At 62.8% G+C, this 24,759-nt stretch carries 22 protein-coding genes and 1 riboswitch; of the genes, 12 read left to right on the top strand and 10 right to left on the bottom strand.

What is annotated here, in order from left to right; genetic code table 11:
* Window positions 1–11: 11 nt before the first annotated feature.
* The 5 genes from ACX17K_RS02135 to ACX17K_RS02115 all read right to left on the bottom strand — a co-directional run bounded on the left by ACX17K_RS02135 (window position 12) and on the right by ACX17K_RS02115 (window position 7,444).
* Window positions 12–1,214 carry a branched-chain amino acid ABC transporter substrate-binding protein gene (locus ACX17K_RS02135; protein ID WP_493773489.1) on the bottom strand — a complete coding sequence of 401 codons (1,203 nt, stop codon included), beginning with the start codon at window positions 1,212–1,214 and terminating at the stop codon, window positions 12–14.
* A gap of 289 nt (window positions 1,215–1,503) precedes the next feature.
* On the bottom strand, window positions 1,504–2,592 hold the full coding sequence (gene hemH, locus ACX17K_RS02130; protein ID WP_493773488.1) for a ferrochelatase: 1,089 nt from the start codon (window positions 2,590–2,592) through the stop codon (window positions 1,504–1,506).
* A gap of 55 nt (window positions 2,593–2,647) precedes the next feature.
* On the bottom strand, window positions 2,648–4,948 hold the full coding sequence (locus tag ACX17K_RS02125) for a DNA translocase FtsK (protein ID WP_269209047.1): 2,301 nt from the start codon (window positions 4,946–4,948) through the stop codon (window positions 2,648–2,650).
* Window positions 4,949–5,006: 58 nt separating this feature from the next.
* Window positions 5,007–6,110 (bottom strand): anhydro-N-acetylmuramic acid kinase, encoded by a 1,104-nt coding sequence (locus ACX17K_RS02120; protein WP_493773487.1) that lies wholly within the window; start codon window positions 6,108–6,110, stop codon window positions 5,007–5,009.
* Window positions 6,110–7,444: a M23 family metallopeptidase gene (locus ACX17K_RS02115; RefSeq protein WP_493773486.1), complete on the bottom strand. Its 1,335-nt coding sequence runs from the start codon at window positions 7,442–7,444 to the stop codon at window positions 6,110–6,112. The genes ACX17K_RS02120 and ACX17K_RS02115 overlap by 1 nt, the downstream gene beginning before the upstream one ends.
* Window positions 7,445–7,639: 195 nt before the next feature.
* On the opposite strand from ACX17K_RS02115, the gene ACX17K_RS02110 reads away from it, so the two are divergent.
* Genes ACX17K_RS02110 through ACX17K_RS02095 form a run of 4 tightly spaced genes read left to right on the top strand, consistent with a single transcriptional unit; the run spans window position 7,640 to window position 12,499 of the window.
* The gene (locus ACX17K_RS02110) at window positions 7,640–8,638 is read left to right on the top strand and encodes a hypothetical protein (protein WP_493773485.1); all 999 of its coding nucleotides are present in this window, start codon (window positions 7,640–7,642) and stop codon (window positions 8,636–8,638) included.
* Between the two features lie 8 nt (window positions 8,639–8,646).
* Entirely contained in the window at window positions 8,647–10,335 is a 1,689-nt protein-coding gene (recJ, locus tag ACX17K_RS02105) for a single-stranded-DNA-specific exonuclease RecJ (RefSeq protein WP_231163169.1), read from the top strand.
* Entirely contained in the window at window positions 10,332–10,901 is a 570-nt protein-coding gene (locus ACX17K_RS02100) for an AAA family ATPase (protein WP_493773484.1), read from the top strand. Before recJ ends, ACX17K_RS02100 begins: the two co-directional genes overlap by 4 nt.
* 26 nt (window positions 10,902–10,927) lie before the next feature.
* Window positions 10,928–12,499: a DNA recombination protein RmuC gene (locus tag ACX17K_RS02095; RefSeq protein WP_493773483.1), complete on the top strand. Its 1,572-nt coding sequence runs from the start codon at window positions 10,928–10,930 to the stop codon at window positions 12,497–12,499.
* 58 nt (window positions 12,500–12,557) lie between these two features.
* On the opposite strand, the gene ACX17K_RS02090 is transcribed toward ACX17K_RS02095, so the two are convergent.
* Entirely contained in the window at window positions 12,558–13,625 is a 1,068-nt protein-coding gene (locus tag ACX17K_RS02090; RefSeq protein ID WP_493773601.1) for a sodium:calcium antiporter, read from the bottom strand.
* 8 nt (window positions 13,626–13,633) lie between these two features.
* A riboswitch (yybP-ykoY riboswitch) is annotated at window positions 13,634–13,767 on the bottom strand.
* 1,241 nt (window positions 13,768–15,008) lie between these two features.
* Here ACX17K_RS02090 and ACX17K_RS02085 point away from each other — a divergent pair.
* On the top strand, window positions 15,009–15,626 hold the full coding sequence (locus ACX17K_RS02085) for a DUF2726 domain-containing protein (protein ID WP_493773482.1): 618 nt from the start codon (window positions 15,009–15,011) through the stop codon (window positions 15,624–15,626).
* A 72-nt stretch (window positions 15,627–15,698) separates the two neighbouring features.
* Here ACX17K_RS02085 and ACX17K_RS02080 read toward each other — a convergent pair whose 3' ends face one another.
* From ACX17K_RS02080 to ACX17K_RS02070, 3 genes are all read right to left on the bottom strand, one after another.
* Window positions 15,699–15,932, bottom strand: a complete 234-nt coding sequence (locus tag ACX17K_RS02080; RefSeq protein WP_493773481.1) for a hypothetical protein — start codon at window positions 15,930–15,932, stop codon at window positions 15,699–15,701.
* Window positions 15,933–16,111: 179 nt separating this feature from the next.
* The gene (locus ACX17K_RS02075; RefSeq protein ID WP_493773480.1) at window positions 16,112–16,990 is read right to left on the bottom strand and encodes a CHAD domain-containing protein; all 879 of its coding nucleotides are present in this window, start codon (window positions 16,988–16,990) and stop codon (window positions 16,112–16,114) included.
* Between the two features lie 248 nt (window positions 16,991–17,238).
* Entirely contained in the window at window positions 17,239–17,607 is a 369-nt protein-coding gene (locus ACX17K_RS02070; RefSeq protein WP_493773479.1) for a hypothetical protein, read from the bottom strand.
* Here ACX17K_RS02070 and ACX17K_RS02065 point away from each other — a divergent pair.
* Genes ACX17K_RS02065 through ACX17K_RS02035 form a run of 7 tightly spaced genes read left to right on the top strand, consistent with a single transcriptional unit; the run spans window position 17,578 to window position 24,167 of the window.
* Window positions 17,578–18,297 carry a 3-oxoacyl-[acyl-carrier-protein] synthase III C-terminal domain-containing protein gene (locus ACX17K_RS02065; RefSeq protein ID WP_493773478.1) on the top strand — a complete coding sequence of 240 codons (720 nt, stop codon included), beginning with the start codon at window positions 17,578–17,580 and terminating at the stop codon, window positions 18,295–18,297. The two genes, ACX17K_RS02070 and ACX17K_RS02065, sit on opposite strands and share 30 nt — an antisense overlap.
* Window positions 18,285–19,304 (top strand): NAD-dependent epimerase/dehydratase family protein, encoded by a 1,020-nt coding sequence (locus tag ACX17K_RS02060; protein WP_493773477.1) that lies wholly within the window; start codon window positions 18,285–18,287, stop codon window positions 19,302–19,304. The genes ACX17K_RS02065 and ACX17K_RS02060 overlap by 13 nt, the downstream gene beginning before the upstream one ends.
* A complete protein-coding gene (locus tag ACX17K_RS02055) occupies window positions 19,297–20,109 on the top strand; it encodes an MBL fold metallo-hydrolase (protein ID WP_493773476.1) in 813 nt (270 codons plus the stop codon). The genes ACX17K_RS02060 and ACX17K_RS02055 overlap by 8 nt, the downstream gene beginning before the upstream one ends.
* Window positions 20,103–21,392 (top strand): F390 synthetase-related protein, encoded by a 1,290-nt coding sequence (locus tag ACX17K_RS02050; RefSeq protein WP_493773475.1) that lies wholly within the window; start codon window positions 20,103–20,105, stop codon window positions 21,390–21,392. The genes ACX17K_RS02055 and ACX17K_RS02050 overlap by 7 nt, the downstream gene beginning before the upstream one ends.
* Window positions 21,389–22,012, top strand: a complete 624-nt coding sequence (locus tag ACX17K_RS02045; RefSeq protein ID WP_493773474.1) for a phosphatase PAP2 family protein — start codon at window positions 21,389–21,391, stop codon at window positions 22,010–22,012. Before ACX17K_RS02050 ends, ACX17K_RS02045 begins: the two co-directional genes overlap by 4 nt.
* Complete coding sequence (locus tag ACX17K_RS02040; protein WP_347371988.1) at window positions 22,009–23,106, top strand: sterol desaturase family protein; 1,098 nt, start codon at window positions 22,009–22,011, stop codon at window positions 23,104–23,106. Before ACX17K_RS02045 ends, ACX17K_RS02040 begins: the two co-directional genes overlap by 4 nt.
* Window positions 23,094–24,167 (top strand): acyl-CoA desaturase, encoded by a 1,074-nt coding sequence (locus ACX17K_RS02035; RefSeq protein WP_493773473.1) that lies wholly within the window; start codon window positions 23,094–23,096, stop codon window positions 24,165–24,167. The genes ACX17K_RS02040 and ACX17K_RS02035 overlap by 13 nt, the downstream gene beginning before the upstream one ends.
* Window positions 24,168–24,236: 69 nt before the next feature.
* Here ACX17K_RS02035 and ACX17K_RS02030 read toward each other — a convergent pair whose 3' ends face one another.
* Window positions 24,237–24,608, bottom strand: coding sequence for a nuclear transport factor 2 family protein (locus ACX17K_RS02030; protein WP_231163208.1), 372 nt, complete (start codon window positions 24,606–24,608; stop codon window positions 24,237–24,239).
* Window positions 24,609–24,759: the final 151 nt, after the last annotated feature.

Raw genomic sequence — 24,759 nt, 5'->3', positions numbered from 1 at the left:
GGGGGCTGCGTTTATTTAGCCTCGCCGCCGACGGTGGACACCACTTCCCATTTGCCGTTCTTCACCTGGTAGACGGTGACGGCGCCGTTCTTGATGTCACCCTTGTCGTCGAAGGCGATCTTGCCGGTCACGCCCAGATAGTCGGTTTTGCCGACTTCAGACAGATAGGTCTTGGGATCGTAGGACTTGGCGCGCTTCATCGCGTCCACCAGCACCATCACAGCGTCGTATTCGAACGGCGCGTAGATCTGCACGTCGGTGTTGAATTCCTTCTTGAACTTTTCGTCGAAGGCCTTGAAGCCGGGCATCTTGTCGCGCGAGATGCCGCAGCTGGACGCGTATTGGCCTTCGGACGCGTCGCCGGCCAGCTTGACGAATTCCGGAGTCTGCCAGCCGTCGCCGCCCATCAGCTTGGCCTTCAGGCCCAGGCGCTGCATCTGCTTGGCCAGAGGGCCCGCTTGCGCATCCATGCCGCCGTAGAAAACCAGATCCGGGTTGGAGGCCTTGATCGAGGTGAGGATGGCGTTGAAGTCGGTGGCGGTGTTGTTGGTGAACTCGCGTTTCACCACCTGAGCGCCCTTGGACTTGACCGCGCCTTCGAACTGGTCGGCCAGGCCCTGGCCGTAGGCGGTGCGGTCGTCGATGATCGCGATTTTCTTGGCGTTCAGCGTGCCGGCGGCGAATTCGCCCAGCGCCTTGCCCTGCTGCACGTCGTTGGCGATCACGCGGAAGGTGGTCTTGAAGCCTTGCTTGGTGTAGTCCGGGTTGGTTGCGGACGGGGAAATCTGCGGGAGGCCGGCGTCGGAGTAGATCTTGGAGGCCGGGATGGTGGTGCCGGAGTTCAGGTGGCCGACCACGCCGACCACGCCTGCGTCCACCAGGCGCTGCGCGACCTGGGTGCCGATTTTCGGATCGCCCTGGTCATCCTCGGATACCAGTTCGAACTTGACCTTCTTGCCGCCGATTTCCACGCCCTTGGCGTTCAGGTCTTCGATGGCGAGCTTGGCACCGTATTCGTTGTCCTTGCCCAGGTGGGAGATCGGCCCGGACATCGGCGAGACTTGGCCGATCTTGACCACGGTTTCGCCGCCGGCAGCGGCTTGGCTCGGAGCGGAGGCGGGCTGGCTGCCCGTCGCCGGTTGTTCCTGCTTGCTGCAGGCGCTCATGGCGATGACGGCGGTGGCGATCAGGCTGTAGCGAGCGTATTTGTTCATTGAGAGTTCCCCTGAATCTTATCTGCGTAGACTTTGATGATCTCTTTGGTAAACCAACAACACCATTAAGAGGCTGTTAGTTGCGACTGATTATGGTGACCAGTTTGCGAGGGTGTCAATCTGGCCCGAAGCGCACTCAATGAATATAGGACCAATCTTGGCATTTTGCGGCAAACAAGTTGAAAACGGGCGTATGGCCATTCGGTCATACGCCCGTGTTTTCAGCTTATCCGACTGATTTTAAAAGATTTGTGCGGCGCGATTAAAATCGGCGGGGCCTATGTTGATGTCAGGAGGATGCCCCCATGTCATGGGCGAGGACGGCTCTTTTGCGGCTATCTTCTGTCTCGATTTCTGTCCATCCGGTCAGATTGTTTCTGACGATCGTCGCAAGAGAGGTTATCCATTGCGGGTCTTCGTTCAGACAGGAGATGTAGCGGAATTCGCCACCGCCGCTGCTCAAGAAGGTTTCCTTGCCTTCCATCGCGATTTCTTCCAGCGTTTCCAGGCAGTCGCCGACAAAGCCGGGGCAGACGACGTCCACCTTGGCGGTTTTAGCCTTGCCCAGCTCCGCCAGCACTTCGCTGGTATACGGTTTCAGCCATTCGGTGCGGCCGAAGCGGCTTTGAAAACTGATGACGTATTGATCCGCCCGCAGCTGAAGCGCTTCCGCCAGCAGTCGCCCGGTTTTCTGGCATTCGCAATGGTATGGGTCACCCTTGTCGCGGGTGAAGCGCGGCACGCCGTGGAAACTCATCACCAGCTTGTCCGGCTGTTGCCCGTATTGCAAGTGCAGGCGTATCCGGGCGGCCAGCGCGGCGATATAGCCGGGATCGTCGTGGAAGTGCCGCACCGTGCGCACGTCAGGCATATTGCGCAGCCGGGTCAGCGCGCGGAAGGCTTCGTCCAGGGCGGTGCCGCTGGAGGAGGCGGCGTATTGCGGATACAGCGGCAGCAGCAGCAGCCTCTCCACGCCTTGTTCCCGCATCTTGCCGATCACGCTTTCGATGGATGGATTGCCGTAACGCATCGCGTAGTCGACCACCAGGTCGCGCATGCCCATTTCGCCCAACTGCCCCTTCAACAGCTTGGCCTGGCTACGGGTGTGGGTCAGCAGCGGCGAGCCTTCCTTGGTCCAGATGCTGGCGTATTTTCGGGCCGACTGTTTGGGGCGGGTGTTCAGAATGATGCCGTTGAGGATCAGCCACCAGGGCAGGCGCGGAATCTCGATCACGCGCGGATCGGATAGAAATTGCTTGAGGTAGGGCCGCAGCGCCTGGGCGGTGGGCGCGTCCGGCGTGCCCAGGTTGATCAGCAGCACGCCGGTCTTGGGCGTGTAGTCGTGGCGGAACGCGGGTTCGGGCAGATAGCGGGGCATGGCCATCCTTTATTATGGGAAAGCGGGCGCCGCGGCAACGGCGCCCGTGGAGGTCTCAGTCTTCTCTGGCCGGCGCCAGCACGGTGCGGTTGCCGTTGCTTTCCATCGAGGATACCAGGCCGGCGGCCTCCATCTGCTCGATCAGACGGGCCGCCCGGTTGTAGCCGATGCGCAGGTGGCGCTGGACCGAGGAAATCGACGCCTTGCGGGTTTTCACCACGATGGCGACGGCTTCGTCGTACAGCGGGTCGGATTCGCCGTCCGATTCGCCGTCCAGGCCGCCGGAACTGGCGTTGTCGTCGCCGTCGGCCTGTCCGGTGAGGATGCCTTCGACGTAGTTCGGCTCGCCGGTGGTTTTCAGGAATTCCACCACGTGGTGCACTTCCTCGTCGGAGACGAAGGCGCCGTGTACGCGGTTGGGGTAGCCGGTGCCCGGCGGCAGGTACAGCATATCGCCCTGGCCCAGCAGCGCTTCCGCGCCCATCTGGTCCAGAATGGTGCGGCTGTCGATCTTGCTGGATACCTGGAAGGCGATCCGTGTCGGGATGTTGGCCTTGATCAGGCCTGTGATCACGTCCACCGACGGACGCTGGGTGGCCAGGATAAGGTGGATGCCGGCGGCGCGGGCCTTTTGCGCCAGGCGGGCGATCAGTTCCTCGATCTTCTTGCCGGCCACCATCATCAGGTCGGCGAGCTCGTCTATCACCACCACCACCAGCGGCAGGGTGTCCAGCGGCTCCGGCGTTTCCGGCGTCAGGCTGAACGGGTTGGGGATCTTCTCGCCGGCCTTGTCGGCGTCCTTGATCTTTTGGTTGAAACCGGCCAGGTTGCGCACGCCTAGCTTGGACATCAGCTTGTAGCGGCGCTCCATCTCGCCCACGCACCAGTTCAACGCGTTGGCGGCCTGCTTCATGTCGGTGACCACCGGGGCCAGCAGGTGCGGAATGCCTTCATACACCGACAGTTCCAGCATTTTCGGGTCCACCATGATCAGCCGCACTTCCTGCGGCGTCGCCTTGTACAGCAGCGACAGGATCATCGCGTTGATCGCCACCGATTTGCCGGAGCCGGTGGTGCCGGCCACCAGCACGTGCGGCATCTTGGCCAGGTCGGCCGACACGGGCTGGCCGGCGATGTCCTTGCCCAGCGCCATGGTCAGGCGCGAGGCCATGTTCTGGTAGCCGTCCGAGCCGATGATCTCGGTCAGCTTCACGATCTGGCGCTTGGGATTGGGCAGCTCCAGGCCCATGTAGGTCTTGCCCGGAATGGTTTCCACCACGCGGATGGAAACCAGCGACAACGCGCGCGCCAGGTCCTTCATCAGGTTGACGATCTGGGCGCCCTTGACGCCGACCGCGGGCTCGATCTCGTAGCGGGTGATCACCGGGCCGGGATAGGCGGCGATCACCTTGACGTCCACGCCGAAGTCGGCCAGCTTGCGCTCGATCAGCCTGGATGTGTATTCCACCGTTTCCTGCGACACCGTTTCCAGCAGCTCCTTGGGCGTGTCCAGCAGGCTCAGGCCGGGCAGGGCGGCGTCCTTGGGATCGGCGAACAGCGACTGCTGAACCGGCTTCTGGGCCTTGGCCGAGACCGGCACTTCCAGCACCGGCGGCTCGATGCGCACCGGTGCGGTTTCCTCGATCTTCTTCTTGGCGACCGACACCTTTTCCTCGCGCTTCTGCGCGGTTTCCTTGCCGATCTCGCGGTCCTTCTTCGCCTGCCAGCTCTGCCACAGGCCGACCACGCCTTCCTCCAGCCACGTGCCGATGCGCTCCATCAGATTGAGCCAGGACAGGCCGGTGAACAGCGAGAAGCCGATGGCGGACAGCACGCCCAACAGCAGGTAGGAGCCGGACAGGCCCAGGCCGTGGGCGATGCCCTTGCCGATGAAGTGGCCGAACATGCCGCCGGCGTCCAGCGGCAGCTTCAGCGCCTTGCCGTCCAGCACGATGGCTTCGAAGCTGGAGCTGGATACCAGCAACAGCACGAAGCCGCCTACGGCGGCGGCGGTGATGGGATTGAACTTGAAGCCCAGGCTTTCGATGCGGCGGTAGCCCCAGCCTATCGCCACCAGGCAGAACACCACCAGCCACCAGGTGGAAAAGCCGAACACGTACAGCAGCATGTCCGACAGCCAGGCCCCGAACGCGCCGCCGTAATTGCGGACGGTGGGGTCGGAGGAACTGTGCGACCAAGAGGAGTCGAGCGGGGAGTAGCTGGCAAGCACCAGTACAAGGTAGACGGCCGCCACCGCCATCAGCAGCCACCATGCTTCGCGAAGCAGGGAGACCAGCTGAGGCGGCAGCGGCGTCTGGTTGTTCTTGACTACGGCTTTGCGCTTGAAAAATCGCATTTTTTTCATATTTGGCTATGACAGCTGATGATTATAGCCTGATGCGAAGCTTTTCACCTTACCGAGGATACAGCGCGCCCAGCACGCGAGGCCCCTGCGCGCCGGTGACGGAGGGCAAGTTGCCGGCTTGGCGATGGTCGAAACGCCATCCTAGCCAGGCGAAGGCGATCGCCTCGATCAGCTGAGCGGGCAGTCCCAGCGCTTCGATCGCGCTCACCTGCTGCCCAGGCAGCAAGCGGGATATCTCGGCTATCAGCGCGCCGTTGCGGGCGCCGCCGCCGCAGGCGTAGACCGCCTGGTTGCCGGGGCAGTGCTCGAGAATGGAGTCGGCGATGCCGCGGGCGCTGAAGGCCAGCAAGGTGGCTTGCACATCTTGGGCAGAAGGCGCGGACGATAGCGCGGCCAGCTTTCCGGCCAGCCATTCGTTGTCGAACAGGTCGCGGCCGGTGCTTTTGGGCGGCGGCTGCGTCAGATAAGGCTCGGCCAGCATCGCGGCCAGCAATGGCGCGTGGACCGCGCCGCCGGCGGCCCAGCGGCCGTCGTCGTCGAAGGGTTGGCCGGTGTGGCGCAGGCACCAGGCATCCATCAGCATATTGCCGGGTCCGCAGTCGAAGCCGATCGCCTCTTGGCCGGCATGAAGCCGGGCGATGTTGCTGATGCCGCCGATATTGAGGATCACCCGTTTTTCGTCCGGGTTCGAGAAAGCGCTTTGCTGGAACGCGGGCACCAGCGGCGCGCCATGGCCGCCGGCGGCGACGTCGCGGCTGCGGAAGTCGGCGATCACGTCGATGCGGGACAGTTCGGCCAGTTTGGCCATATTGCCGATCTGAACCGTGTAGCCGTCGTGCGGCGCGTGGCGAACGGTCTGGCCGTGGCAGGCGATGGCGCGGATGTCGTTTGGATGGCGGTCCGACTTTGCCAGCAATTCGCTGGCGGCCTGGGCGTAGATCTCGGCCAGCCGGTTGGCCAGCGTTTCCGCGCGGTGCAGTTCGTCGTGGCCGCGCGGCTGCAGCGCCAGCACGGCGCTCTTCACATCCGCAGGATAGGGCACGACATGGTCGGCCAGCGGCTGGGGCCGGCCGGCGTCGTCAAAGCGCACCAGCACGGCGTCTACGCCGTCCAGGCTGGTGCCGGACATCATTCCAATGTATAGGTCAGTCATCAATCGATCTGGGCAACGTTGACCGGGATGTTCTGCAGCAGGTCGAGCCGCGCGCTCAGCACCTGTTTCTTGGCGTCGAACTGCGCGAGCTGGGTCTTGCTCAGGCCCGGAGTGGGCAGGGCGTTGGTGGCCGGGTCCACTGGCTGGTCGTTGACCCGCACCTCGAAGTGCAGGTGGGCGCCGGTGGAGCGGCCCGTGCTTCCAACATAGCCTATCACATCGCCGGCCTTTACCTTGCCGCCGGCCTGGATGCCCTTGCCGAAGCCGCGCATATGGGCGTACAGCGTGGTCAGCTTGGCGTTGTGGCGTATCATCACCACGTTGCCGTAGCCGTTCTCGCGCGCCACTTTGACCAGGTCGCCGTCGGCCGGCGCCACGATGGGCGTGCCGGCGCTGGCGGCGTAGTCGATGCCGGAATGCATGCGCAGCGAACGCAGGATGGGATGCATGCGCAGGCCGAAACCCGAGCTGATGCGGGCGCCGGCCACCGGCTGGCGGCTGAAGCCCTTCTTGACCGGCTTGCCTTCGCTGTCGTAGTAGGCGCCGCTTTCGCTGTCATGGGCGAAATAGAACGCTTGGTGCAGCTTGCCGGCGCGTTCGATAGACACCGCCAGCAGGTTGCCGCTGGCGATGGAGCTGCCGGCGTAGACCATGGTCTCGTAGACCAGGTTGATGCGATCACCGGGCTTCAGGCTGGACAGTTCGAACTGGTCGGAGAAAACTTCGGACAACTGGTTGCGGATGTCGGCTGGCACGCGGGCGGTGGCCAGCTCGGCGGCGGCGCCGCGCTTCAGCGTGATCGAGCGTACGGTTTCCACGCTCTCAGCGGCCACCGGATCGGCGCTGGCCTGCCATTTGCCGTCGCGCTTCTCCAGCGCCACCAGCAGTTGCTCGCCGTTGTCGTCGTCTTGCAGGAAGCGCAGGCCGAACAGCTCGCCGGCGTCGTTGGTCTGCACCGTCAGCGTGGCGCCGACTTTCAGCTTGAGCAGATCCTTGGCCACCGGGCTGGTATACAGGAAGGCGCGGGCTTCGTTGTCGCGGACGCCCAGGCGGTTCAGTACCCGGGCCACGGTGTCGCCGCGCTTGACCGCTTCGTCGCGCCAGTAGCGGGTCTGGCTATCGGCGAAATGGAATTCCGGCAGCGCCAGCCGTTCGATCACTTGTTGCTGCCTAACCTGCTCGGGCAGGGTTTCCTTGGCGCCGTTGGCCACGGCGAAGGCGGTGGCCGTGCCCAGCAGCGGCAGGCAGGCGGCGATGCCGAGCCAGCTCAGGTGGTGGTTGACCAGCCGGCTGGCGCACTTTTGCGGGATGTGTAGCAGTTTGCGATAATCCATCACTTTTCCGGGCAGGCGCCGCCTGCCTATGCAAAATATTGATCCGATTCCAGCGCATGCATGCGCCAAAATCATGTTTGGTAGGCGGCTCGCGCGATAGTTCCGGCAAAAGACGTCAGTGTGCCGCAGAATGATGCTCGAGCCAAATGACCAGCGGCCAAAATGGCCGCCATCCCCAACCCATCTGGCAAGAATATGAAATTAACCCTGTTGTTACCCGGCCTATGCTGGCTGGACGCCCATGACGGCGCGGAGGTCGGCAAGGGGCTGAGTGTGCCGGCGTTGCAACAATTGCTGGGCAAGGGTGTGCTGCAGCGGCGCGAGCAGAGCCACGCCGAATGCCTGGGCCGGCTGTGGGGCGCCGCGCCGGCCGGTTTGGCGCGGATAGCCGCCGCCGAAGCCGGCCTGGACGCCGAAAGTGGCGACTGGCTGTTCGCCGATCCGGTGCATTTGAGGGTGGATCGCGACCGGGCATTGCTGGCCGATGTGGGCGTGATGCAGGTGAGCCAGGACGAAGCCGTCAAGCTGACGGATGCCTTGAGCCGACACTTCGGCGAAGATGGCCTGAGTTTCCACCCGGCGGCGCCGGGGCGCTGGCTGTTGCGATCCGACAAGCCGCTGCATGCGCGCTTCACGCCACTGTGGGACGTGGTGGGCGAAGACATCAACCGCCATCTGCCGCAGGGCGACGACGGCCTGGCCTGGAGCCGGATGCTGAACGAGCTGCAAATGCTGCTGTACACCCACCCAGCTAACGACGAGCGCGAAATGCGCGGCGAGCTGGCCGTCAACAGCGTGTGGCTGTGGGGAGAGGGCGAGCCCGGCGCCTGGCGCGCTCCCGCGGCCAGACTGCTGGCCGATGACGAGGCGCTGCGCTTGCTGGCGGAGCGATCGGGCATGGGCATCGACGCCGCGCCGTTCGCCTTTGGCGGCCTGGAGCCTGGCGATGATTGCCTGCTGGCGCTGGACGCGCTGCAGGCGGCCGCGCAATACCGCGACGCCTGGGGCTGGCGCGAGACGCTGGAGCGGATGGAGCGCGACTGGTTCGCACCCATGCTGTCCGCGCTGCGCCGGGGCCGGCTGGAGCAACTGACGCTGATCGCCACCGGCCCGGCCGGCTTCGAGCTCACGCTGAAGCCATCGGACTTGTGGAAGTTCTGGAAACGCGCGCTGCCGCTGGCGGCGCTGTACTAGAAGAAAACATGTCGCAAATCGTCACTCGAGAAGTGCCCGCCGAACTGCAGCACAAGCTGCTTGGCCAAGGGCTGACTCCGCTGCAGGCGCGGCTGTACGCCGCCCGCGGCATCGCCGACAGCGAAGAGCTGGATTACGGTCTGAAAGGCCTGCTGCCGTATCAAAACCTGAAGAACGCCGAAGCGATGGCCTGCCGCCTGGCCGACGCCATCGCCGCCAAGCAGCGCCTGCTGGTGGTGGCCGACTACGACGCCGACGGCGCCACCGCCTGCGCGGTGGCGGTTAAGGGCCTGTCGATGCTGGGCGCCACCATCGGCTTCATCGTGCCCAACCGTTTCGAATACGGCTACGGCCTGACGCCGGAGATCGTCGAACTGGCGGCGCAGAAGCGGCCTGACATCATCGTCACAGTCGACAACGGCATCGCCAGCGTGGCCGGGGTGGACGCCGCCAAGGCGCGCGGCATCGAGGTGCTGGTGACCGACCACCACCTGCCGGGCGACACCTTGCCGGATGCCTTGATCGTCAATCCCAACCAGCCCGGCTGCGAATTTCCGTCCAAGAATCTGGCCGGCGTCGGCGTGATGTTCTACGTGCTGATGGCCCTGCGGGTGGAAATGCGCCGGCGCGGCGTGTTCGACGAGCAGACCCAGCCCAATCTGGGCGTGCTGCTGGATCTGGTGGCCTTGGGCACGGTGGCCGACGTGGTGCGGCTGGACCGCAACAACCGCACCCTGGTGGAGAACGGCCTGAAACGGATGCGGGCCGGGCGGATGGCGCCGGGCATCGCCGCCTTGTTCCGCGTCGCGGGCCGCGCCCACTATAAAGCCAACACTTTCGATCTGGGCTTCACGCTGGGTCCGCGGCTGAATGCCGCCGGCCGGCTGGACGACATGAGCCTGGGCATCGCCTGCCTGTTGGCGAGCAATGAAGAGCAGGCGGTGCGGCTGGCGCAGGAGCTGGACAAGCTCAACCGCGAGCGGCGCGGCATCGAGGCCGGCATGCAGGACGAGGCGCTGGCGGCATTGTCCGGCATCGACGCCGGCAACCGCTACACGCTGACCCTGTACCGCGACGACTGGCACCAGGGCGTAGTGGGGATTGTGGCTTCCCGGTTGAAGGAGCGTTTCCACCGACCCGTCATCGTATTCGCGCCTGGCGACGAGGGCGAGATCAAGGGCTCCGGCCGCTCGATTCCCGGTTTTCACCTGCGTGACGCGCTGGACCTGGTCTACAAGCGCCACCCGGGCCTGATCTTGAAGTTTGGCGGCCACGCGATGGCGGCCGGCCTGAGCTTGGATGAAAGCCGCTTCGCGGAGTTTCAGCAAGCATTCGAGGCGGTGGCGCGCGAGCTGATGGATGAGAAGCAACTGACCCGGATGATAGAAACCGACGGTAGCCTGCCGGCGCGGGACGTCAATCTGCAGTTGGCCGAGACGCTGGCGGCCGAGGTATGGGGGCAGGGCTTCCCAGTGCCGTACTTCCACGACCAGTTCATGGTGGTCAACCAGAAACTGGTGGGCGACAAGCACCTGAAGCTGCGCCTGGCGCGCGAGGGCTGCGAATTCGACGCCATGCTGTTCAACCACGCCGACTGGCTGCCGGACCGCATCCAGGCGGTGTATCAGCTGATCGCCAATGAATGGCAGGGGCGCAAAGAGCTGCAAGTGTATCTGCAGCATTGGGCGGCCGCTTGAGCGGCAAGTTGAGCGGCAAGGACGGGACCGCGCTGGCTAAATTGCTGGTCCTGACCGGCGGGCCCGGCGCGGGCAAGACGTCATTGCTGGAGACGCTGCAAACCATGGGCTACCCGGCGCTGGACGAAGCGGGGCGGGCCATCATCCAGGACCAGCAGCGGATAGGCGGAAACGCGCTGCCGTGGGTGGACCCGGGCGCGTTCGCCGAACAGATGCTGGGCTGGGACATGCGCAATTTCCGCATGGCCGAGCGGGAGGCTGGGCCGGTGTTTCTGGATCGGGGTATTCCGGACATCATCGGGTATCTCGAGCTGACCGGGCTGCAGGTTCCCGCTCACTTGGAGAAGGCCGCTAGCGTTTTTCGTTACGATCAAGTGTTTCTATTGAGGCCTTGGCTGGAGATTTTCGCGCAGGACAGCGAGCGCCGGCAGAGCCTGGAAGAGGCGGTGCGCACCTGTGAGGCGATGGAGCGTGTTTATGCCCGCCTGGGATATCCATTGACGGAAGTGCCGCAGGGCACGCTGGAGCAACGGGCGGCTTTTGTAATCAATCAGCTGGGCGACTAGCGCGGCTGGCGCGATGGGGTGTTTCGATGGAAATGTTGGTGATCGGCCTGCTGCTGGGCCTGTTGGGCGGCGGCGCCGCGGCTTGGGCAGCGCGCGGAAGAAGCGTCAGGGAATTGGATGCGTTGCGGCAACAGACTGCGGGATTGCAGGCGCAGCTGGATGCGCTGCGGCCGCAGCTGGAAGAAGCGAGAGGTCGGGAGCAGGAGGCGAACAGGGCTTTGCAGGCGCAAAGCCAGCAATTGGCCGACAGCCAGACCCAGCTGGGCGCTTATGTCGCCCGCGCCCAGCGTGTGCCGGAGCTGGAAGGGCAGCTGCAGGAGCGCGGCCAGCAGCTGGATGGATTGCAGCTGGAGCTGCGCCGGCTATCGTCGCAGCTGGCGGCCAGCGAGGAGCAGGGGCGCTTGCTGGACGCCTTGCAGCAACGCAGCCAGAAGCAGGGCGAGGACATCGTGCGCCTGAGCGCGCGCGAGCAGGAACTGGCCACGCAACTGGACAATGAGCGCCGCCAGAGCCAGGAAAAGCTGGCCTTGCTGATGGAAGCGCGCCAGACGTTGTCGGACCAGTTCAAGGCGCTGGCCGGCGACATTCTGGAAGAAAAATCCAAGCGCTTCACTGAGCAGAACCAGCAAAACCTGGGCACGCTGCTGAATCCGCTGCACGAGCGCATCCAGAACTTCGGCAAGCTGGTGCAGGACACTTACGACAAGGACAGCAAGGAGCGGTTGACGCTGGAGACCGAGCTCAAGCGCCTGCAGGAGCTGAACACCCGCCTGGGCGACGACGCCGTGGCGCTGACCAACGCCCTGACCGGCGCCAGCAGCAAGGCGCAGGGCACCTGGGGCGAAATGGTGTTGGAAAAAGTGCTGGAAACCTCCGGCCTGACCAAGGACCGCGAGTACCGGGTGCAGGTGTCCGATACGCTGGAAACCGACGACGGCGGCAAGCGCTATCAGCCGGACGTGGTGATAGACCTGCCAGAAGGCAAGCAGCTGGTGGTGGATTCCAAGGTGTCGCTGAATGCCTATGTCCGCTACACGGCGGCGGAAGACGACGCGGCGCGCGAGGCCGAGCTGAAAGGCCATATCGCCGCCATCCGCGCCCACATCCGCTCGCTGTCGGAAAAGCGCTATCAGGATCTGTACAAGCTGAACACGCTTGATTTCGTGTTCATGTTCATCCCGGTGGAGCCGGCCTATCTGTTGGCGGTGCAGCACGACATGAGCCTGTTCAACGAGGCTTTCGAACGCCGCATCATGATCGTCGGCCCCAGCACGCTGCTGGCCACGCTGCGCACCGTCGCCAGCATCTGGCGCTACGAATACCAGAACCAGAACGCGCAGGAGATCGCGCGGCAGGGCGGGGCGATGTACGACAAGTTCGCCGGCTTTGTCGCCAATATGGAGAAGCTGGGCAAGCAGCTGGATACCAGCCGCGACACCTTCTCCGACGCGATGAAACAGCTGTCCAGCGGCCGCGGCAACTTGATGACCAGCGCGGAGAAGCTGCGCAAGTTGGGCATACGCAACAACAAGCAGCTATCGACCCAGTTGCGGCTGGAAAGCGGCGAGGACGCCGAGGAAGAGCCGGTAGAGGAGTGATAGAGGGGCAGGGCGGCGGCATCGAACACGTTGCAATGCCGCCTTGTAGGTCTGATTTTCAGAAACAGCCGACGATCGCCCACGCGAAAATCCCATACAGGCCGCCAACCATCACCAGCGCCCGGCCGTCTACCGCGCCGCGCCGGAAATTCAACCAGAGAAAAGCGACAGCCAGCGCCGTGATCGCGCCGGCGACAAGCAGCGGGCCATCAAACAGCCAGGGGGTGAACATCAGCCCCAGCGCGCTGGGAATGGTGGCTTGGATCATCATCGCGCCGGAAATGTTGGCCAACGCCAGCCGTTCCTTCCCTTGGCGCACCCAGATCAGCGCATTCATGATTTCCGGCAGTTCAGTCGCAACCGGGCTGAGCAACAAGGCAGTCAAATGCGGGGACCAGCCCATGGCTAGGCCAATCGCCTCGAGTTGGGCCACGAAGAGATGGGAAGCCAGGCCAATGACGCTCAAAGCCAGCAGAGTCTGGAGACAGGGCCAGGTCAGCGAGGTTTCGCCAGCGGAAGGGCGGATTTTCAACGGCTCCAGGTCTTCCTCGTCCGCGGCGGTTTCCGCGTCCCGTATCTCACGCCAGACATAAACGACGTAAGCAGCCAAGAACGCCAAGCCAAGCCAGGGCTTGATGGAAAAGGCAAACAAGCCCAATCCCACCTTCAGCGCGAACACGCCGAAGAAAACAGCCTGATCCCGGCTGAGGCTGGCATGATCCGCCTGTGTTCGCCCGGAGGCGCGCCCCAGTCGTTTTCGGTTCAAGAGAAGGGCTAGCCCGACAACGGCGTAAGCGAGGGTGGCCAGAACCAACGGCCCGCCCATCGCCGCGCCGACGCCAAGACTTTTCTGTTCAGGCGTGTTGCCGAATGCCACGGCCATCAGCGTTACCGCGCATTCCGGCAGCGCGGTCCCGAATGCCGCGAGCACCGAACCGATCGCCGTAGCGCCCAAATTCAAGCGGCGGCCAAGCCATTCGACGCCGTTGACGAAATACTCGCAGGCGATATAGATCGCGCCGGCGGACAGAAAGAACAGAACAAGCGTGACAAACATGAAAGCAATCCGGCCGGGCAAGCGAATACCGATGGCGCGCAATGCGGCTTGCCCGGCTGGCAAACGCATCGCGGCCAAAGGTCTTGCCTGACCTGTCTTGCTCAAGTGACGCAAAGACAGAGCCGCCCGCACCATGAGGCATGCGGCCTCAAGTTTGTTGACGCGGGCTGTCCAGACTGGCCGGAAATGGCTACTCCCCAATGACTGAGGGAGAAATGCTACCAGCTTCCTCGCTTATGATCCGCAATGAGATTGTTTGGTGGCTGTTACATTGAGGTAGTTTCATGGGTACTTATAAGTTCGCATAATCTATATTATGTAAAATCCTGACGACACCCCCGATGGTACGATTTGATGAATGGATGCAAATTCGCGAATACAGGCGCACAGCGCAGCGCAGCTCGCAACCGAGCAAGCAGACCTAATTGAACGGTTGATGACCGAGCGAGATTTCTACCGTGAGAACTACCACAGACAAGCGCGATGCGAGTAGACTAAAAATCCATTTTGAATAAAGGGGCTGGCATGAAGAAGCGGATGGCAATTCCACTCGCACTGATTGCAGCAAGTACGCAAGCAGCCGTAATCGAATGCAAAGTGAACGACACTCAATCCATCTATACGACAGCGCAGTTCTGCCCCATGGGAACAACCTACAGGCGAATGATGCTAAACGTAGACGATCCGAACATAGCCGCCCTAAAAGCACAAGGAGAGAGCCGGCGCCCTGCTCCACCTCCATCGCCTTCATGCGAACAGCTGCGAAACCAGCGCAACTACTACGACCTCGCTCTAGAGCCAAACAGCCCGTATCACGTAGACCAGCCACTAACCAAGCGGCAGCAAGTCATTAACCAAATGACAGAACAAGGTTGCAGAATCTAGCCCTCGCCGGGCAGGCGTCCCCGGGATCACCCGGGGCGATTACAGGGTGCATGGCCGTAGGGAGTCAAGCCCCGGCCGCCGCGCTTAGCGCGGTCTCCCGAGCCGGGTCTTGACTCCCTGTAAATGTGGTATCTAACGAAAAATGAGGGTAGGTGAAAATGAATGAAACATGTGAGTTTGAAGCAGATTTCAATGATAACTATGTCGCATTTTGCGATATTCTTGGGTTCGCAAGTAGAGTATCCAATGAGTTTGAATCTACACATAATTCCTAATCAGCAGTTAGAAATTTATGGTTTTACGTGCTATTTCAAAATTTTATGTTGCGAGGAGCTATAAGCAAAGGTAAGCATTGGGAGAAAAGCCAGGGAAGGAATTTATTTGTTGTTAGCGAAGCTTTAATTCGTGCCGTAAGAATAGAACAAATGATTGGCATTCCCGCAATTGTCATGTCTGATGACATGGTGATTGAAGATGAGTCGAGCAACAGGCCACTCTGATTGAGGGGCTGATGTAGGCAAAATACATCATTGTCATAAATTTCTTGATTCCAGGCCAACCAATATCATGCTCAGCTTCTTTGTGATCTCTATCATCCTCGCCGGTGCCGCTGCTCTCGTGCTGAGGCCGGGAAAGCCCAAGACAGCGAAAAGGATTCAAAGAGAACAAAAAATCCAGCCTCAAGAGCCTGAGCCACAAGAGGTAGAAAAAACAAACAACTATGGCTCAGCTCGATTTGTACTAAAGCGCCCCACTATCCTGACGCCCCGCGAAATTGAATGCTATCGGCGACTAGCCCTCAGCCTTAGTCCCAATTTTCTAGTTTTCCCGCAAGTTGCGTTCAGCCAGATACTAGACACCAAGGGAGGAAGCTGGCGGCAACGAGAGTGGCTGCGCAGGACCATGAACCAAAAAGTTGCTGACTTCCTCATTTGCAAGAGTGATCTGACCATGATCGCGGTCATAGAGCTGGACGATAGCAGTCACATAGGAAAAGAGGAAAAGGACAAGATGCGGGATGCTGTTATTCGGCAAGTCGGTTTGATGCCGCTGCGCATTCCAGAGACTCCGTCTCAGGAATTGCTTGATCGCTACGCAAGTGTTTTGTCCAAAATGTACCTGCCTAGCACCGCCTCGGATGTACAAAATCAAAGACTAAAGCCAGCGGAAAAAATCTCAAATTGAGAAAAGATGGGTAATGTCAGTTACCCGTCTAGGCCGGAGCCTGTGGCGTGGAGCTTTACGGCGGCTGCGATGTCACCACATCACCGGATTGCCCAAGCACTTGAAGGACATCTTCTCCAAGATGGCCCAGCTTGCCTCGTCTTCCGTCCACTCGAGCGGAACGGCAAGGGCATGAACCGTTCCGTCCTTGTCGCGTGTAGTCAAATACGCCCGATACCCTAAACGATCTAGCTCTGCTTCCTCAGCCACGACCCGGTGCTGCTTATCAGACGCGCCGCCGACGAAGTCAACGATCAAACCCAGCATGGCGGCCACCTTCCGTGAGGACATACCCCAAATCTAGCGTTGCTGAAAGCATAAGGATGTACGAGGAAATACTTACGAAAGACCTGCTAAAGAAGGTTTTTTGCTTTCAAATCACCGATCGGTGTTGCGCCAGGATCTTTATATTGGCCGGCCTTGAAGGACAAGCGAACCCGATTGTTTTAGAAAGCAAGCATCTTTGTCTCTGCTTGTCCGACTCGTTCATCTAGTCGTTGCGCCAAAAGCGTCCGGAGACCTTCCGGCTCAAGATGCCTGCACCACTCCCTGGCGGTGACGGCGTCGTTATAGTCGCCCAAGGCCTGCAGCAAACCGCGTAACTTGCTCAAAAAATGCTTGTGGGCGCCATCCAGCTCCAGGTCTGAAAAGAACTCTATGGCGTAGCGCAGTTTTTTACCTTGCTTGCGTAGTTCGTGCAGTTGCTCGGCGGAATGTCCTTTTTGTTTCCATAGTTTGCGCATGTCCGCCCGCTGGCGTTTCAGCGTGTGGCTGGCGAATTGCGGCAGATTGTCGAGATGCGAGGGCGACAGGCTGTCGAGGCCATCCAGCATGCGGCTTGGAAGCGTGCGCCAGCGGCGGGAGGCCAACGCTACGCGGCAGGCCGCCCGGCCATCCCGCCGGGCGGCGTTCAGGGCGGCCAGGGCGGGTTTCATCGTTTCGCTGGATAGGCCGACCTGAATGGCCGGCAATGTTTCCAGCGCCAGAACATCCAGATCGCGCGCTTTGCCGAATATGCCCGCCAACCATTTCAGGTCGCCGGATATGGTTTTCCACCTCCGGCCGCGAACTAGCGGCGCAAAGGTTTTGAGAGCGGTTCTCAGCCGCCGGATGGCCACCCTGCCCTGATGGATAGGCTCGGCGTCATCCCCTTCGCAAATGCTTGGCGTGTTGGCCATGAGTTGGCGCAAGCACTCAAGAACGATGCGTTTCAGCGCCGCCGCGCAGCTCATTGCGGGGCGCAAGCGCGGGATGCGCGCCTGGGTGCGGCTGCGCACCGAGCAGGGAAATGGACGCTGTTGTCGTGCGGAGTGTTTTTTTGCCATGCGCATGTCTCGATTGATCGGCGATGCAGGTATTCATGACGGAGCTTGCGCCCCCAGGAGGCGCTTCCTGTCCTCATTTTGATTCATGAGTAATTTTCACGGCATTGCAATTCTTCGCTGGCGGCTACATGGCCGCGCGGCCGAAAACAATGCTTAAAACCATAAGAATAATCCCGCAACTGTACTAATTGACAGTCATGATGATTGGCATTGCCTGTCAGCGGTTTACTCTGGATTTGTCGCTATGTTCATATGGTTTTGATATGGATTGGCTTGTATTGGAATGTTGCAATACATGAAAATGCAAGCAAATCTAAATTGTACCTTGAACCTGAATGAATTTGATTGCAACCGGCAAGGCGCTGCCAAGCCAGCTCGTCACCGCTGATGACCTCGATATGAAGCTTGGCTGCCGCCGCGGCCAAAGTTTGAAAAAAAGCGGCGTCCACACCCGGCATTTTGCCGGCGATCACGAATCCCAAAGCCAACTTGGCGCCCGCGCGCTGAAGGATGCGCTGGACCGCGCGGAAATAAGCGTATCCGGCATCGATCTGCTGATCGGCGCTTGCGGCATTCCCGAGCAGGCCTTGCCTGGCACCGCCAGTTTCATCGCCCATGCGGCCGGCTTGCCCGCCGGTTTGCCCGCCTTCGATGTCAACGCCAGCTGCCTCAGCTTTCTGTCCGCGCTGCAAGTGGCGGACAGCCTGCTGCTCTCCGGCGCGTATCGTCGCATCGCCATCGTCTCGGCCGATCTGGCCTCGCGCGGGCTGGACTGGGCCAATCCGGAGGCCTCGCTTATTTTCGGCGACGGCGCGGCGGCCGCCATCGTCGAGCGCGGCGCGCCAGACCGCGGCTTGCGGACTTTCAAGCTGTCCACCTATCCGGAAGGCCGCAATTTCTGCGAGATTCGCGCCGGCGGCACCCAGCGCAACCCGCGCCGGGGCGTCGTCGAAGGCGATTTCCTGTTCGACATGAACGGCAAGGCCGTTTTCAAGCTGGCGTCGCGGCTGATGCCGGATTTTCTGGATGCGTTGATGGACGCCACTCCGGGGGGGCTGGACAGCATAGACTGCGTGGTGCCGCACCAGGCCAGCCACCTGGGCATGCAGCATATGGCCAAGCGGCTGGGCATCGCCGCCGGCCGCATCGTCGACATCTACGCCTCGCACGGCAACCAGGTGGCGGCCTCCCTGCCCACCGCCCTGCATGAGGCTTTTGTCGACGGCCGCGCCCGCGCCGGCAAGCGCCTGTTGATGGTGGGCACGGCGGCGGGATTGAATCTGGGCGGGTTGGTATGGGACCTGTGACGCGGGTGCTGGTCACCGGCGCTACGGGCGGCCTGGGGCGCAATGCTGTCGCTTACCTGTTGGACAAGGGCTGCGCGGTGCGCGCCACCGGCCGCAATCGGCAGGCGGGCATCGAGCTGACGGGCCTGGGCGCGGAATTCGTCGCGCTGGACCTGGCTGCCGCCGCCGAAGGCCAGTTGGAAGGCCTGCTGGAGGGCGTGGACGCGGTATGGCACTGCGCCGCCCTTTCCGCGCCTTGGGGCCGGGACGCCGATTTCGTCGCCGCCAACGTTCATGCTACCGACAAGCTGCTGAAAGCCGCTGGGCAATCGCGCGCCAGCCGCTTCATCCACATTTCCACGCCGGCGCTGTATTTCGACTTCCGCCATCGTTACGACGTGCCAGAGGTGTTCCGCCCGCGCCGCTTCGTCAACGCCTACGCCCGCACCAAGGCGCAGGCCGAAGAAAAGGTGCTTGAGGCTGCGCGCGCCTATCCCGCGCTGCGGACCACGATCTTGCGGCCGCGCGCCATTTTCGGCGAGCACGACCAGGTGTTGATGCCCAGGCTGGCGCGCATGCTGAGCCAACGCGGCGGACGCCTGCCGCTGCCGCGCGGCGGCGCGGTGACGCTGGATCTGACCTATGTCGGCAATGTGGTCCACGCGATGTGGCTGGCCACGATGCATCCCAGCCTTGCCAGCGGCCAGGCATTCAACATCACCAATCAGCAGCCGGCCGTGCTGCGCGATGTGCTGACGCGGGTGTTCGCCCAGGAATTGGGCCGGCCCTTGCGCATCGTCAGTCTGCCCTACCCCTTGCTGCGCGCGGCCAGCCGCCTCGCGCAGCTGTGGGCCGCGCTCACGGGCAAGGAGCCGGCATTGACGCCTTACAGCCTGGGCGCGATCCATTTCGACATGACGTTGGACAATACCCGCGCGCGCGATGTGCTGGGTTACCTGCCGCCGTACAGTCTGGACCAGGGCCTGGCGCGCACGGCGAACTGGCTGAGGGAGCATGGGCATGGCTAGCGTCACCGCGTTCAGCGTTGGGCATTGCACCCATCCGGCCTGCATGGCGCTGAAAGGCGCGGGGCTGGCTAGCCGCTGCTTCCCTTCGCGCGCCTATTTGATCGAAACCCGGGATCGCCTATTGCTGTGGGATACCGGTTATTCCGAGCATTTTTTCGATGCCAGCCGCCGCGGCGCCTATCGGCTGTACCCGATGGTGACGCCGGTGCATTTCGACAGCGCCCGATCGCTGCGCGAGCAGCTGCGCGGGCGCGGCATAAGCCCAAACGATATACACACATTATTGTTGTCGCACTTCCACGCCGACCATATCGCCGGCCTGCGGGACTTTCCCCAGGCCCGGGTCATGGCCTCGGAGCAAGGCTGGCGCGCGGTGCGCGGCCTGAGCGGGCTGGCCGCGGTGCGACAGGCCTTTCTGCCTGGCCTGCTGCCGGCCGATATGGAGAACCGCCTGTCCTTTATCGAGGGGCTTCCCTTGCAGGCGCTGCCCGCCGAGCTGGCGCCGTTCCGCCATGGCCGCGATGTCAGCGGCAGCGGCGAAGTGTTTGTGGTGGATCTGCCGGGACATGCGGCGGGGCACTTGGGCGCTTTCGTGCTGGGCGATTCAGGCTGGACGCTGCTGGCGTCGGACGCGGCCTGGGCGCAAGAAGGCTACCGGGAGTTGCGCGGCCCGTCCGAGCTGTCTTTCCTGGTGCAGCATAGCCGCCGCGCTTATTACGACACGCTGGCCAGACTGCACGCGCTGCACCGGGGCGGCCGCGTGGAGATCTTGCTGACGCACCAGGAGGCCGACACCGCATGCTGAGACTGATCCGCATCCTAACCGCGTACTGGCGGACGAGGCGGCTGGGCTTTCGCGACCGAGCGGCGCTGGAGCGCCATCAGGCCCGGCAGATGGGGCGCTTTCTGGCTGGGTTGCGCCGGCGCAGCCCCTATTTCGCCAAGCTGGGCGCCCTGCCCTTCGCGCAATGGCCGCGGATGGACAAGGCCGCGATGCTCGAGCATTTCGACGATATGAACACCGCGGGACTGAAGCTGGCCGACGTGATGGACACCGCATTGCGCGCCGAGCGCAGCCGCGACTTTTCCGCCACGTTGAACGGCCATACGGTTGGCCTGTCGTCTGGCACGTCCGGCCAACGCGGCGCTTTTGTCGTCAGCAAGGGCGAGCAAGCGCAATGGGCCGGCATCATGCTGGCCAAGGCGTTGCCTGATGGCTTGCTGGCCGGCGAGAAAGTGGCGCTGTTCCTGCGCGCCAACAGCAATCTCTACGGCGCGGTGCGCAGCCGCTGGCTGACTTTCCGTTTTTTCGACCTGTTCCAGCCGTTGGACGGGCATTTGCCGCCGCTTGACGCTTACGCGCCCACCATTTTGCTGGCGCCGGCCCAGGTGTTGCGCGCGCTGGCGCTGGCGCAGCTGGACGGACGGCTGCGACTGTCGCCCAAGCGGGCGTACTCGATCGCCGAGGTGCTGGAGCCGCAGGATCGCGCGGTGATCGAGCAGGTTTTCGGCTGCGTGCACGAAATCTACCAGGCGACCGAGGGCTTTCTGGCCAGCAGCTGCGAATACGGCACGCTGCATATGAACGAGGAGTACATCCATGTCGAGCCCGAATGGCTGGATGAGGAAAAACGTCGTTTCGTGCCGGTGATCACCGACTTCAGCCGCCGCACCCAGCCCATCGTCCGCTACCGGCTCAACGACGTGCTGCAGGCGCGCGCCGAGCCCTGTCCGTGCGGATGCGCGGCGATGGCGCTGGACGCGGTGGAGGGCCGCTGCGACGACATGCTGCGGCTGCCGGGCCGCGATGGCGGTGAACTGACGGTGTTCGCCGACGTGATGGGCCGCGCGCTGGCGACCGCTTTGCCGCTTGAGGCCGATTACCGGCTGCGCCAAACCGGGCCGGCCGAACTGGCGCTGGACGCCGAGGTGCCGGCGGCGGCATTGCCGGCCATCCGCCATCGCCTGGAGCGGACGCTGGCGGGCCTGGGCGTGGACGCCGAGTCGTTGCGGTGGACGCTGTCGGACCGCGTGCCGGCGATGGATGCCACCCGCAAGCGCAGGCGCATCGTCAGGGAGCTGGCATGAGGCGCGCGCTGGACTGGCTGCCGCCCAGGCTGCGCCACATGCTGCTGGGCTGGGCATCGGTAGGCTGCGCTTACTCGCTGGGCAGTTTGTGGCCACGGCGCGCGATCGTCCTGCCCGAGCTGGCCGTGGATCGCTGGATTCCTTTCAATCCGGCGGCGATCTGGCTGTACGCGTCGTTTTTCCTGATCGTGCCCGCGGCCTATTTATTCACCAGCCCGGGGCGGCTGCTCTGGCTGCAGCGCGCGATGCAGTGGTGCGCGCTGGCGGCGGGCGCGGCGTTCCTATTGTGGCCGACCACGCTGGCGTATCCGCCCATCGCCGGCGACGGGGGACATGCCGAGGCGCTGCGCTTCTTCCTGCGCTTCGATACGCCGCACAACTGCCTGCCCTCCTTGCACGGCGCGCTGACCGCGCTTGCCGCCTGGGCCTTGTGGGATGGCGTCCGGCGTTGGCGATCCTGGCTGGCGCTGGCATGGGCGCTGGCGATTCTGTTCTCCGTGATCCAGCTGCGCCGCCATCTGTTCATCGACTTGTCCTCCGGCGTGGCGCTGGGGCTGCTCTGCGGTCTGCTGGCGGCGCGGCCGGTCACTGTTCCCCCCCTTTCTTATCGACGCACATGAACGTATTCGCCCTCACCTTCACCGTCATGCTGGCTGTCGTGCTGCTGGAGCTGCTCGCCCTGCGCCATTGGCGCCGCGAGGCCATCCCCTGGCGCGAAATCATCTTCAACCTCAACTCCGGCCACATCGTGATGTGGGTGTTTCGCGGCGTGGAGGTGGCTGGCTTCGGCTTGTTGCTGCAATACGCCAACCTGCATTTGGTGGACCGGCTGCCGGTGTTCTGGCAGTGGGTATTCGCCTTCGTCGCCTGGGACCTGAGCTTTTACTGCATGCATCGCGCCCACCACACCTGGCGCATCTTCTGGGCGGTGCACGTGGTGCATCACCAGGGCGAGCATTTCAGCCTGTCGCTGGGTATCCGCAACTCCTGGTATTCGTCGCTGACCTCGTTTCTATTCGTCGCGCCGCTGGCGGTGCTGGGCCTGCCGCTGGAGATGTTCGTCGCCGCGTCGTCCTTCCATTACGCGGTGCAGCTGTACAACCACAATGCCTTCGTCGGCAAGAGCGGCTGGCTGGACCGGGTGCTGGTGACGCCGTCCAATCATCGCGTCCACCACGCCACTCATCCGGTGTACCTGAACAAGAATTTCGGCGGCACCTTTCTGATCTGGGACAAGCTGTTCGGCAGCTATCAGCCCGAGCGCGACGACATCCCGCTGCATTATGGCGTGAACGGGGCTTCGCCCGGCTACAACCCGTTCTGGGCCAGCAACCAGGGGCTGCAAGCCTGGTTCCGGCGCCGTTTCGCTCCGTCCGGGCAGCGCGCGATGCGGATGCCCGCCGCCTACATCGCCACCGGCGGGATTTTGCTGTTCGGCATGGTGATTTATTACGTGGAGCGGGTGGCCGGCTGGGACGCCATCGGCCAATGGAGCGTATTCGCCTGCCTGGTGGCCGGCACCATCGCCATCGGCGGCATGTCGGATGAGCGGCGCTGGGGCTGGCTGGGTTGGCTGGCGCTGACATTGGCGATGCCGGCGCTGTGCGCCGGCATGTTCGGCATGCGCGACGGCTGGGCATTGGCCTTGCTGGCGTTGTTGCTTGTCCATGGCCTGGCCGGGTTGCGCCTAAGGGAGGCTGCATGGGCAAACTGAGATTCCAGTCGTCGGCAAAGCTGCCGTTCCGCATCGACCTGCAGCGCGCCGCCCAGGCTTATCTGGCCGAACGCGGCGACCATCGCCACGCAGATTGGCGCGTGGGGCTGAAAGGCGCGGCGCTGGCGGCGCTCAGCCTGGTTTGTTATGCGCTGGCTTTGCGCGCGACGACGGCGTGGTCGTTCGCGCCGCCCTACATCGCAGCCATCGTCATGGCGATGCTGCTGGCGATGAACACCTTGCACGACGCCGCCCACGGCGCCCTGTTCCGCAACGCAAGGCTCAACCGCTGGCTGACCCGCGCCACCAGCCTGCCGATGGGCATAGACGCCGACATCTGGACCCGGCGGCATGTGCATCTGCACCATACCTACCCCAATGTCGACGGCTATGACCTGGACATCGAGCCCAACCCGTTCCTGCGGCAGACGCCATTCCAGGATTGGGCCCCGCAATTTCGCTTCCAGCATCGCTACTGGCCGCTGGTGGCGGCCTTATCCCTGCCCTATCTGTGCTGGTATGGCGATTGGCTGGACCTGCTGGGCAAGAGCAAATTGCGGCAATACGACAATCAGCCCGTTCCAGTCGGTGGATTCTTGCTGAGCAAGCTGGGGCACCTGGTTTTGTTGCTGGGTTTGCCTTGGTATTGCCTGCCTGGCGACGTCATCGGCTGGGGAGGCTTGCTGCTGTGCTACTTGGCCGGCCTGATGGTGGCTTCCTGCATTTTGGTAGCGATGATCCTGGGCACCCACTGGGCCGAAGTGGAGTTTTTCCGCCCCGAAGGCACGGAAATGCCGCACACCTGGCATGAGCACCAGTTCCTGACCTGCTGCGACTGGCAGCCCAGGCCGCGGGCGTTGGGGCATTTGCTGGGCGGCTTGCATCTGCACCTCACCCACCACCTGTTCCCGGCCTACAGCCATCGCCACTATCCGGCGCTGGCCCGAATCGTCGAAGAGCAGGCGCGCCGACATGGCCTGCCCTATCGCCGCATCGGCTATCAGGGGCTCTGGCGCGCGCAGCAGAACTTCTTGCGGGGAATGGGACGACGGCCAGGTTAAGCCGGCACGTGCAGAAAAACTAACGCCCGCAGCTCGTCGCGGGCGTTTCGTCTTCCAGCGCTGGGGGCCTTATGCGGCCGGCCCCTCGCGGTAGAACAATTTGGCGAAAATTCGCCACTTCCCATCCACCTGCATCAGGTTCAGGTAATCGACCATGATGTTGTCGAACAGCCGCAGCCTGACCTTGGCCAGTGCCATGGTGTCGGATAGCTGGTCCACCATGACCACCTGATCCTGCCGAGGGTGGCCGCCGGCCTGCGGAGATTGCCGGCCGGCGACCATCTGCCGGTACTCTGCGAAGGAGCGCCGGATGGTGGCGCCGTCCTGCTGCGAGTACAGCATGCAGTCAGGGTGGAACACGCGATCGAACAGATCCAGGTCCTGGTTCTGCAGGACATCGAAATAATCGTTCAGGAAAGCCTGAATATTTTGCTGTGCCATTTCACTTGCCTCGATTGAGCCGGTCCGTCGTGGACCGGATGGGCAAATCATAGCCAGCGCCGAGCAGGCGATGTGTGGCTTATTTTCCGTCTTCAAGTTAGTTTTTTTAACATGCGAAACCGATGCCGGCGCTCATAATGAGGAAAGTCAA

It is taken from the genome of Chromobacterium sp. INPA-IVC (assembly GCF_059047085.1).
This window is presented reverse-complemented; position numbering and strand designations above follow the sequence as displayed.